The organism is Ligilactobacillus sp. LYQ139, assembly GCF_045033025.1.
Classification (GTDB): Bacteria; Bacillota; Bacilli; order Lactobacillales; family Lactobacillaceae; genus Ligilactobacillus.
The window spans coordinates 82663-94278 of the sequence record NZ_JBJFZW010000004.1; the positions used below are offsets into that span (position 1 = coordinate 82663).

Annotated in this window: 9 protein-coding genes; all 9 read right to left on the bottom strand. The window is 40.8% G+C overall.

Annotated features, from left to right (window positions below):
• Positions 1 to 131: 131 nt before the first annotated feature.
• The 9 genes from ACI3E1_RS04865 to ACI3E1_RS04905 all read right to left on the bottom strand — a co-directional run bounded on the left by ACI3E1_RS04865 (position 132) and on the right by ACI3E1_RS04905 (position 11596).
• Positions 132 to 2078, bottom strand: a complete 1947-nt coding sequence (locus ACI3E1_RS04865; protein ID WP_405024534.1) for a fructose-specific PTS transporter subunit EIIC — start codon at positions 2076 to 2078, stop codon at positions 132 to 134.
• 18 nt (positions 2079 to 2096) lie between these two features.
• Positions 2097 to 3011, bottom strand: coding sequence for a 1-phosphofructokinase (pfkB, locus tag ACI3E1_RS04870; protein WP_405024535.1), 915 nt, complete (start codon positions 3009 to 3011; stop codon positions 2097 to 2099).
• Complete coding sequence (locus ACI3E1_RS04875; protein ID WP_405024610.1) at positions 3008 to 3763, bottom strand: DeoR/GlpR family DNA-binding transcription regulator; 756 nt, start codon at positions 3761 to 3763, stop codon at positions 3008 to 3010. Before ACI3E1_RS04875 ends, pfkB begins: the two co-directional genes overlap by 4 nt.
• Before the next feature lie 189 nt (positions 3764 to 3952).
• On the bottom strand, positions 3953 to 4402 hold the full coding sequence (locus tag ACI3E1_RS04880) for a GtrA family protein (protein WP_405024536.1): 450 nt from the start codon (positions 4400 to 4402) through the stop codon (positions 3953 to 3955).
• A gap of 44 nt (positions 4403 to 4446) precedes the next feature.
• Complete coding sequence (locus ACI3E1_RS04885) at positions 4447 to 5268, bottom strand: DUF4422 domain-containing protein (RefSeq protein WP_405024537.1); 822 nt, start codon at positions 5266 to 5268, stop codon at positions 4447 to 4449.
• Between the two features lie 6 nt (positions 5269 to 5274).
• On the bottom strand, positions 5275 to 6330 hold the full coding sequence (locus ACI3E1_RS04890) for a glycosyltransferase (protein WP_405024538.1): 1056 nt from the start codon (positions 6328 to 6330) through the stop codon (positions 5275 to 5277).
• Between the two features lie 33 nt (positions 6331 to 6363).
• Positions 6364 to 7983, bottom strand: coding sequence for a hypothetical protein (locus tag ACI3E1_RS04895; protein ID WP_405024539.1), 1620 nt, complete (start codon positions 7981 to 7983; stop codon positions 6364 to 6366).
• Between the two features lie 23 nt (positions 7984 to 8006).
• Positions 8007 to 9725 (bottom strand): hypothetical protein, encoded by a 1719-nt coding sequence (locus ACI3E1_RS04900; RefSeq protein WP_405024540.1) that lies wholly within the window; start codon positions 9723 to 9725, stop codon positions 8007 to 8009.
• A 92-nt stretch (positions 9726 to 9817) separates the two neighbouring features.
• Positions 9818 to 11596: a hypothetical protein gene (locus tag ACI3E1_RS04905; RefSeq protein WP_405024541.1), complete on the bottom strand. Its 1779-nt coding sequence runs from the start codon at positions 11594 to 11596 to the stop codon at positions 9818 to 9820.
• Positions 11597 to 11616: the final 20 nt, after the last annotated feature.

Sequence of the window (11616 nt, forward strand, 5' to 3'; positions counted from 1 at the left end):
CGAGCTAAATCGGCGATTTTTTATCCCTATTTAGTTCGTTTATTTTATGCTGGTTTATTCCAAAACGGTAAGAGGCTGCGCCTTAACGGCGCAGCCTCCTTACTTTTGCTTGTTTATTAATTAGCTAACACTTATTTCTCCGTTACCGTCTTCTTAATTAGTCCCATTATTACCCCGGCAATAATTGAACCGATGATGGTGGCAACAATGTACATCAGCCAGTGTGTTGCCAGCGGTGTTACCCACAAACCACCGTGTGGTGCCGGCACACTAACGTGGAAGAGTCCAACCAACGCACCCCCAACAGCTGATCCAACAATGCAGGCTGGGATTACCCGGAGCGGATCCGCCGTTGCAAACGGAATAGCCCCTTCGGTAATAAAGGAAAATCCGAGAACCCAGTTCGTTACCCCAGCTTCCCGCTCACTCTTCGTAAACTTATGCTTGAACAGGATTGTTCCAATGGCGGTTGCAAATGGTGGAACCATTCCCCCAACCATTACGGCAGCCATTAGAATTGCGGCCGTTACAGAATGCGGGTTATTAGCAAAAGCTCCCGAAGCGAAGACGTAGGCCGCCTTGTTGAACGGGCCGCCCATATCGATGGACATCATCCCGGCAAGAATTGCCGTCAAAATTACCAGGTTTCCGGTCCCCATGTGGTTTAAGAACCGCGTAATGTACAGGTTAATCGTTGAAAAGATTGGGTTGATAATGAAGAACATAATCAACGCAATAATCAACAGCCCTAAAATTGGATAGATTAACATCGGCTTCATCCCATCGAGGGAGTGCGGTAACTTAGCAAAGAGCTTCTTTAGTCCCAGCATAACGTATCCGGCAATGAACCCAGCAGCAATTCCGCCTAAGAACCCTGCGGCGGAACCAGCAGAATGCTGAACGTTTGCGATATACGCCCCGCCAAAGGAACCTTTGTAAACCATCGCCATGAAACCACCAACAAACCCAGGCATTAACGCCGGTTGATCCCCAATCGCCTCAGCAATGTATGCTGCTAAAACCGGAACCATAAACGCAAATGCCATGTTCCCGGCGTTATTCAGGAAAATAAACGCCAATGAATGCGGACCCCCAAAGTAGTTTTCCACCACAAAGGAAAGGGCCATTAAAATCCCACCGCCAATAACGAACGGTAACATGTGGGAAATCCCGTTCATTAACTGCTTATAAATGTTACTCCAAACGGAACCTGAAGCAACTTCCTGTTCTTCCCCTTCATCAGCACCATCAGCATGGTATACCGGGGCCTTTCCATCAAGAACCTCCTGGAGCAGTTTTTCTGGTTCCTTAATTCCAGCAGTAACTGGTTGGTTTACCAGGTGCTTGCCGTCAAAACGGGCCATCTTGACCTTCTTGTCAGCCGCAATTACCACCCCGGCGGCCTTCTTGATTTCGTCAGCGGTTAACAGGTGCTTAACCCCTTCAGAACCGTTTGTCTCCACCTTAATGTCAACGCCCAGCTTTTCAGCCGCCTTCTCAAGATTTTCCTCTGCCATGTAGGTGTGTGCAATCCCGTTCGGGCATGCGGTCACCGCAACGATGTACGGCTTGTCCCCACTCGGAGTTGCTTGGGCATCCTTCTTTGCCTCTTCGGCCTGCTTTTCAGCAACGGCCTTCGTAAAAATCGCCTGAACATCATCCGGCGTATTTGCTTCCTTAAGGGCGGTAACAACATCCGGGTTCATTAACACCTTAGAAAGGGCCGCTAACGCAGCCAAGTGCGTATTATCCGCCCCTTCAGGAGCCGCAATCATAAAGAACAGGTGGGCCGGCTGCCCATCCATTGAATCATAGTCAACACCGGCTTTACTCCGGGCAAACATTACCGCTGCCTTTTTAACAGCCTTATCGTGGGCGTGGGGAATTGCAATCCCATCGCCCATTCCCGTTGAACCCTCAGCTTCGCGCTTAAGGATATCCTGCTTATACAGTTCTTCATCGTCAATGATGCCCTTTTCGTAGTAGTGGTGCACCATTTCATCAATAACCCCGGCCTTAGTTGTAGCCTTAAGGTCCATAATCATGATGTCCTTCATTAGGAGTTCACGAATATCCATGTCAACACTTCCTATCTATTATTTGTACTCATTAATTTCAATCTGCGGAAGAATTTCATTAATCTTCGCGCGGGTTGCCAAATCTTCAGAGAACGCCGTTGCTGAACCGCATGCCAATCCGTACCGGAAAGCTTCCAGTGGATCATTCGTTGCGGCAAACGTCCCTACAAAACCGCCAATCATCGAATCCCCGGCACCAACGGAATTAATCACCGTTCCTTTCGGGGCTAAGCTCCGGTAGACCTTGTCTGGAGTAATCATTAATCCCCCATCACCAGCCATCGAAACCAAAACGTGTTGGGCCCCCATCGTTAACAGCTTGCGGCCAGCTGCTACGATATCGGCTAACCCGTTGAAGGTGGTATGGAACAGGTCGGCTAACTCGTGGTTATTCGGCTTAACAAGTAATGGGTGCTCCGGTAAGGTCTTCAGCAGGCTCTCACCCGTTGTATCAATTACAAACTGCGCCCCTTGTTGCCGAATCATCTTAATCAGGTCAAAGTAGAACCCAGAATCAAGGTTGGGTGCCAAGCTTCCCGCAAAAATCACGGTATCATCCGCTGTAAGGTGACTGAGTTGCTCCTTAAAATTAGCAACTTCGACATCACTAACGTGCGGCCCCCGCCCATTGATTTCAGTTTCCTGTTGGGCGTGAATCTTAACGTTAATCCGCGTATCCTGCGCAATTGGCGTAAAATCCGTTTTCAACCCATCATGTTCAAGAGCCTCGCGAACAATCTCACCGGTCTTCCCGCCAAGAAAGCCAAGCGCCACGCTGTCATGACCCAACTCCCGCAGAATCCGGGAAACGTTAATTCCCTTTCCCCCGGGGAGTTTGTTATCGTAATCCATCCGGTTAACCTCGCCCAGCGTTAACTCTTTTAATTGAACAATATAATCAATCGATGGATTTACGGTTACTGTGTATATCATTCTCTAACCTCCCGCACCGTTGCCACCTGGTGGTAACGATCACTAATTACCGGTGGTAAAGTACTTGTAATAAGTATCCCCAAGTCACAATCGCCAAAGCGCACAAACGCAGTTTGATCAAACTTTGATGCGTCGGCTAAAACAAAAACCTGCTCCGCTTGCGCCGCAGCGGCCTGCTTCAGCACCGCTTCCTCTGGGCTTGGCGTGGTTAACCCCGCTGTCGGGTGAACTCCGTTCGTTCCGAGAAAAACCCGATTGAACCGGTACTGTTTAAGAGCCCGAACCGCCGTGGTTCCAACAATCGCCTTCGTCGTATTCCGTAACACTCCACCGAGGAGCAACGTTCGAATTCCTTGATCAGCAAGAAACGAGGCGTGAAGCACGCCGTTTGTCACCACAGTCAGGTTTGCCGCCGGATCAAGCAATTCAATCATTGCTAGCGTTGTGGTCCCAGCATCCAAATAAACGGTATCCCCTGGATGAACGTTTTTGACCGCTTCTTTAGCAATCGCCATTTTCGCCGGCCCGTTCAAGCGTAATTTCCCTGGCATATCCGGTTCACGTTGCAGTTCTTGACTAAGCTTTGCCCCACCATGAACCCGCACGAGTTTTCCGGCATCTTCCAGTTGTTGTAAGTCACGCCGCGCTGATGATTCGGAACAATTTGTTGCCTGACAAATATCCTGCAACGAAACAATGCTCTGCGTCTGCAAAAGAGCAAGAATTTGTTGTTGACGTTCCTCTGCAAGCACTTTCATTACCTCCAATTGATATATTACTACCAAAAACAATAAAAAACAATCAAATCCAGTCAAAAAATGAATAAAAGCATGCTACTTCAATTCTCCAAGAGCTTGGGTCTATTAGGTTAATGTATAATTTAGTTCCTTTGATGTAATGATATTTTTAATAACAATACAATATTACTAACTCTTTCTAAATTAATCCTCTCGGAATACATAAAATCGCTGACCGAAGTAGTTGATAACAGTAAAAAGAACTGATCCACAGAGAAGGGAAACAACTTCTTTAACCAAACTTGAAGCTCCCGCAACCAGTGGCATTACAATTGGCCGCGCGATTCCATAAGCAACCAAGTAACATACGGCAACGTTAACAATAAACCGCCACACGTCTTTATTTGCATCCGTATTGCTTTCAAACGTAAAGTGCTTATTGAGAATATAACTAACAATACTACCAACAACAATATTGATTGCCGACGAGGCCCAATAGTTTACCGTTTTAGAGAACCACCCTCCATGCCTTAAAATTGCTAAACATATAAACATAGCAATCCAGCCAACAAGGGTATTAACCACTCCTACAAGCGCAAACTTAAAAATCGACGATTTAAAAAAACGAATAACTGAATCAACTATTTTTTTCATTACATACATTCCTCAATTCCAAATTAACCTAATTATCATAATTCCTATTTTCGAATAAACCGTCGCTTAATCTTTATCCGAACATCAAGGTCATCTGTACTTTCAGCTTTCAAAACCCGCAATTCCTTTATCCGAAGATTATTATGCAACAACCAAACATCCATCAATCGTTCACTTAAAAAGCCAAAAATTCTTCGTTGATATGGATTATACTGACTAATATCAACTTGTTGTTCTACCTCAAACAGAATTGAAAACAACCACTCACAATATCGGTTAAAGTTACTTCGAGTTGTATACATCATATTGTAGTGATGGTACCTCTTACCATGAATTACCTGTTGAAAAGTATCTTCATATTCAGGAAACTGAGAAATAATGGCATCCCGCGTGACCTCTAAATCGTTAAGATAATGCGCGCTGGCATATTCCTGCCAAATCATCTGTGGATCACCGTACGGCACGGTTGTTTGATTATTAGTTACTACTACGTCGTAATTATTCAACAGACTATCCAACGATTCAGTTGATATAATTTGTAATTGTCTTCCCATCAGCCCCGCCGAATATTCACGTACTTTTCCGAGGAAAGTTGCTGGATATGTTCCAAAATACCGACGATAATGAACAATCCCAACATTGCCATCATTATGAATATTCTTCCAAATCCAATATAATCCCGTTAGCTCACAGAAGCGATCATTCCGATCAGAAATATTGTCACCTGTATCGTCAAACAAAAAGGATTCCTGTTCATTAAGTGGGACATTCTTTCGGTTATTTTTTGCCCCCACTAGAAGTTTTTGGTAACCCTTAGGGGGATAGAGTTCATTAAATTGCTTATGCGTAATTACATAAACCGTCATTAATTATCAACTCCTACTAATCTGCTTAACTGCGTATTCCAACCGTTTTTTATAGGCATCCAATGAGTATTGTTTCGTACTCTGTGATACTAATGTTGATGACCAACGCGTTTGCTTTACCCGCTCTAACTGTCTAATTAACATCGCTAGGTTTCCTCGGGAGTAACTTAATCCATTAACACCATTTTCGATTACATCCTGATAGCCAACAAAATCAGCCACAATTGCTGGAATCCCCCGACTAATCCCCTCAAGGAGTGTCATCGGCAACCCCTCATACCGTGAAGTTAATACTAAAGCATTAGGGTGAATTTTCTCTAAAACTTCATCCCACGGGTTGGCAACCCAACCATGCCATCTTACACAGGAACTAATTCCAACCTTTTTACTATACTGTTGACATGCACTTAAATCAGCTGCATCGCCGTAAAAATCAACCGTAAATTTCCCAGAATACTGCGTAAGTCCATCCATTAATTCACGTAAATTCTTTTGATCATCCAACTCAATTCTTCCGATATATACTAACCGCAACACATCATCGTTTTGTACCTGATTCAACTTACCATTATATTCATCGACCGCATTATAAACCAAGGTAATTTGTTTTTCACTGACTCCCCGGTTAATTAACTGCTCTTTTATACTACTGCTAATCGCCCAGTGGTTATCAGCGAATAGAACATTATCTGCGTTAAACATTTGCTGATCGTCTAACGAATAGTGAATCCATGATGTTATTGTATATTGCTTATGACAATAACGCCTTATAATGCTTGCGTATTTAATAAGATTAGCGGCCAAGATTATAAAGTGATCATCCGACCGCGCACCTACGAAAAGTTTTCCAAAATAAAATGCCTTCGTTAGTGAATTAGTGAAATCATTTGTTATTACACGTACCCGTGAATTTATTTGTCTTAGCCACGTTGGATTACCGGGAGTACTTGATAAAATAACGGTAATATCATGCTGATCAACTAAAGCATTAACTGCTTTCACTAACGCTACTTCTGTGCCCCCATTTCCACTTAATTGGGGACATATAAACGTTAGATTCATGACCATCGCCTCCCTAGTTCGTCTTTGTTTATACTAATCCGATACTTTGTAATATACTACATATTTCTGGCCCATCAACGTCCACTCTTTATGTGGTAAAACACGTAATTTACGATACTGATTAGTGTCCTGTTTTGGGACAATGTATGCCGCTGATCCCGGCTGAACAGTCTGCGGTGGATTACCACACTGGTATTTATTTTGAACCTGGCTAATCGTATGAGGATCGGCCTCTTTAATACATTCAACAATCATTCGGTTGTCAAACGGCATACCATAGTATGTTCGTACTGGTAAGCTATCTAATTTTTCCATAAACTGCTGTGCCTGTGAGAAAGAAACATACCATCCACTTACAGGTTGTAACTGAACATATTCAGTAAAGTAATATTTCGTAAACTTACCAGTCGTTACAATAACAACTAGCACGAGTACGACCTTTATTAAATTAAACAACCAACTCAAGTTACCATGAAGGCCTAAAATCCAACCCAACCCTACTCCGGCCCAAGCTGTAATAATAAGTAGAACCACTGTCCAATGCGTGAAACACGTTCGATCCGTAACAAAAGCCACAATTGGTAATACACAAATTGTCATTAATAGCATTAACTGGATAAACGCAGAGTTACGCCAGCGTTTGACCGCCACGACAATTCCCATCACAGCTAAAATAAGAGTTACGGTATAAATTAATCCGAACCCCTGGATACTAGTTGGAGTAAATCCGTCAAATCCAAGCATAACTTGGTGGAACCCACCAATAACATTAGTAACTATATTTAATAAAACATTCCCTTTAAATGAAATGATCGAGTATCCTTGCCGTGTAACTGGTAATCGGGCAACAGAAAACCATGCACATTTAAATGATGGGACATGAAAGAACTGGACTAAAACATAACATCCTATTGGGAATAACAGTACAGCGTTAATTACAATATTTATCAGACCATCTCGCCAACCAATCTTTTGTTTCCACCAATACATTACGAACAGCGCAATGTATATTAATGGCAGACTGATCCACACACCAATGTAACAATATGCTAGAAGTGTAAGCAGTACAAAAGTAATGTAAATATTATACTTTTTCCCTACTAATCCTCGAAACGCAAACGTAACCATTAAAATAAAGACTGGAACAACAATATTGCAATCATCCGCCCAATGACCGCATATCAATAGCCACTCCGCCGTACACAGCATTAACGTACATCCAGTAACTATATTGGGATGTACCCGGCTAACATAGAGGGTGTATATAAAAAACATTACGGAGGTAACCATCAACAAAGCCATTGGGAAACGGTATGCTGCTAAATTTGCGCCGAAAGCCTTTAATAACGGAGCAGCAATGTATTTATAAAGGACCGATTGCCCACCAGACGAGAGTGAATACACGGAATTGTGCATAAGATGTGAATCAATCCCATAACGACCAATTGAAAAGCTATCATAAAAAGCGTAACCTTCATCACCATATACATATGGCAGACGTCCTAAGGCATGAAATTCAAATAATACGATAAATATCAAGCTTCCGCCGACTATCAGGCTACGCCACCATCCTAGTCTTCGATACATATAGGTAACCAGCCAAATAATTATACCTATTAGGAGAATAAGGAACATTGTGCTGATTGGTTTCATATATAATCCTCCTCCAGTATTGCTTACATTGTCATCCTTATCAGCCTTATTACAATGGATTTCATAAACAACACCAACCAAGTAAACAACGCCACAACCATCAGGAAACGGTAAAATAGTGTTGGTTTATAAGTTACTAACACTCGTTGGTAGCCCGTATTCATTACATTTATCTGAACGGTTCCGCGCGCACTTCTGTATGCTGTGATTGACTTACCATTTAATTTAACAAATGTCCTCTTATACTCCACAGCAGGTAAATTTATCCTGTCCCCTTTACGAGCATAAATCTTATATACAAGAGTATTAGGCCCTGCTACCACTCTTTCCTTCTTAATACGACTGCCGTTAATATACACATCACCTGATTGAACACTATTAATCCGCTTTTGTGACCCAACCGTTACTTTAGGCATATAATCGATTGACCCATTTGGTGCAATTCCTTCATTTATCCAATTATATTGTTTATTACGAACAAAAATAGTTGGAGCCAGATTGCGTGGTTTAGTAGCTAACAACTGAGTCTCCTTGCTATTGATTGCACTGAAAAGAGGATGAATTAACGTTACATAATTTCCTGCAACAAATACTAACAACAATAATATAACTAACGGCTTAATCTCTTTTATACACAATTGTACTAATCTAGTACATATTAACGATCCTGTTACGCTTAACATTAATACTGCTAACGGTAAAAAGCGAAACGAAAACTGTAGCGGCATAAACAAATGAATTAATTTAGTTTTGGAAATCATATTCCAAGGAAATAACGACGTTGTTATGAAGCAAAGAAACATTCCCAAAACATAAATCCATTTTTCTTTCTTAGATGCAACAAACGCCCAACCAATAACTAAAATAATTATTATCGTTAATCCTACAGAAGAATCCGAATATAATTGGTTACACCAGGACGTATTCCATAAAGCATTAACGTCAACAGGCCAAAAAGAGAAAACTGGCGTCGCAACACTCTTATTAAAAGAATTTGTTATCAACGGAATAAACTCCCATAGCGATAACAATAAAAAAATACTCAAGCTTTTAATTGCATAAAGGATTTTGTTTCTCGTAATTTCTTTTCTTAAGATTAGAATTACAAAAAGGAACAGCATTAATCCTCCCGTCATATACAACGTGATGAAATGACTATAAGCAATTAACGTTATCCCTAAAGTTAACGGTAATATACCTTTCCTATCACCTATTACAAAGACTCTATAAAACCCTAAGAATGCAAGGGGTAAAAACATGTATGCGAATAGTTCACCTAACTGAAACTTGGCAAACTCCGTAATAAATTTTCCTGATAGACCATATATAGTCGCAAAAAAGATGCTTCGTAACCAATTACCATTTGAAAAGCTCCACATGCAATGAAAAGCAATTTCAAACGTTACGAAAAGAACTATTCCCCATCCAACGTAAAATGCTGTTACCGGCTTAAATATAAACTGTAATGCTGCCCATGGGTATAGGAAGACACTAGGATAAAATTCAAATGATGCTATCCCTGCATGGCTGAATGTGTGCGTGGCAATGTATGATAACCTACCGCTTTTTAAATCCATAAAGATCTCATTAATACGTTGTAAATGAAACGCACCGTCGTTTGTAATCTGTAGTGTTCCTGAATGAATAAAAGGAATAATCATCAGTAACACTATAATGGCAGAGAAAAGCGCTACCCTCCCTTCTCTCTTTATTTTTTTATTCATAATTACATTAGAGAACAATGGAAACACCCCGTTCAATACCAGTTAATCAAACATCTATATTATTAAACGCTTGATTAATAATTAGACATATCACTGCTAATTCAATATAGTTATTTTTTTCTATGAAGAATGCCCGTAAACAAAAGAATTAATATTACCCAGGTTAGTAACGCAATCCCTAACAATACGTAGTACACTTTGTTAGGCTTATACCCTACTGTTAAATAATGTTTACCATGGCCTACTCGAACCAGGACAGTTCCACGTGAACTGATCTTAGCGGCTATACGTCGTCCATTGTCATAAACGACAGTATTATGATAGGCGACTACCGGCAAATCGACTTTTGCTCGCTTCTTACTAATAAACACCTCATAAGAAATTTTATTCGGAGCGACGTGTGGTCTACCATGCTCAGCGTGTCCATTAACATACATAACATGTTGCTGGATCGAAAACGCCTTTGGAGCAAAGGATCCCCATTTAGGATGGACAGAAAATGCCGTTTCTCGATAATAATCGGTTTGTCCAAACAGTACCTCATAATCAAAAATATCGTTATAATTATCATTGTTAACGATTTTTCCGGGAGCCTCTTTCATTAAGGCTTGATAGGACGTTGGTGTCCCACTTTTAGGATATTTCAAATATTGGCGAGCAGGACTTGTCAGTTGGCTTACAAGAGGTGTCTGTTCAGAATAATAGCATGTCATTATTATTCCTAAACAAAAAACTATTAATCCTACCCGGCTAGAATTGCGATAGCCCTTTCGAACAAAACTAACCATGATGAATGACGCTGTTATTGCCATAAACAATGTTGCTATACTCAGTAACCTATACGGGAATTGGATAACCCCCAAAATATTAGCAAGCCACTTAATATTTTGAATTTGAGCGTACGGAATAAAATTTGTAGTCATCAACAACAAACATACTCCAATAATATATGTAACTAATTCCTGAGTATTTTTCTTAACAAAAAACCACCCTACAAAAGCGGTTATCATCAACAATATCCCTATACTATGCGATGAAAGTGCACTCGTTGGATTAAACGAATTAGCAATCATTTGTTGCGGTGAACTCAAAAGCATAAAGCCCGCTCCAGGACTAACAATCTCCTGACCAATATAATCAGTTATAAGCGGAATAAAAAACCATGCACTAAGCAAAAAGTACAGACCAATGGCCTTTAATAGTGCTAATAATCGCCGTCGATTAATCCATAACCGTGAAAGCAACGTACATAAGCATAGCCCTGCACAAAAGAGACACATAATGTACACACTTAAAATATGGCTATACGTTAGTAATGTCATTCCCAATGCTAATAACGGCCACTTCTTTTCATTCGCAAATACAATATGATAAATTCCAAGGGCAACTATCGGAAGGAAGGTATATGCAATAAACTCACCTAGAACAAAATTACACTGTCCTAAGTAAACATGGTATGTTCCCAAGCCATAAATAATAGCAAAAAACACACTTCGTAACCGGTCTTTAGAATAATCCTTCATGCAAAAATAACCAATTACAAATGTAGCGAACACAAATAAACTATCCCAAACATAATAAGCCGTAACCGGGCGAAGAATAAAACGTAATAATGCCCATGGATATAGAAATATATCGGGATAGAACAGGAAATTCCCAACCCCCGTTTGTTGGAAAGTATGCGTTGCAATGAAAGTAAACGGAACCCCGCTCCGTAAATTACGGTAGATTTCTTCCGCCCTAGAAAAATGGAAAAATCCGTCCGATTGGATACTCAATCTTAGTAAGGAAAGAAACGTAAACATTGATAGTATGGTTACAATCCCCAAAAATAATACGACTAATATATCCTTAAAAACATTGTTTTTATTACCCTCATTTACATTCAACCAAAATCACTCCTTGCTCT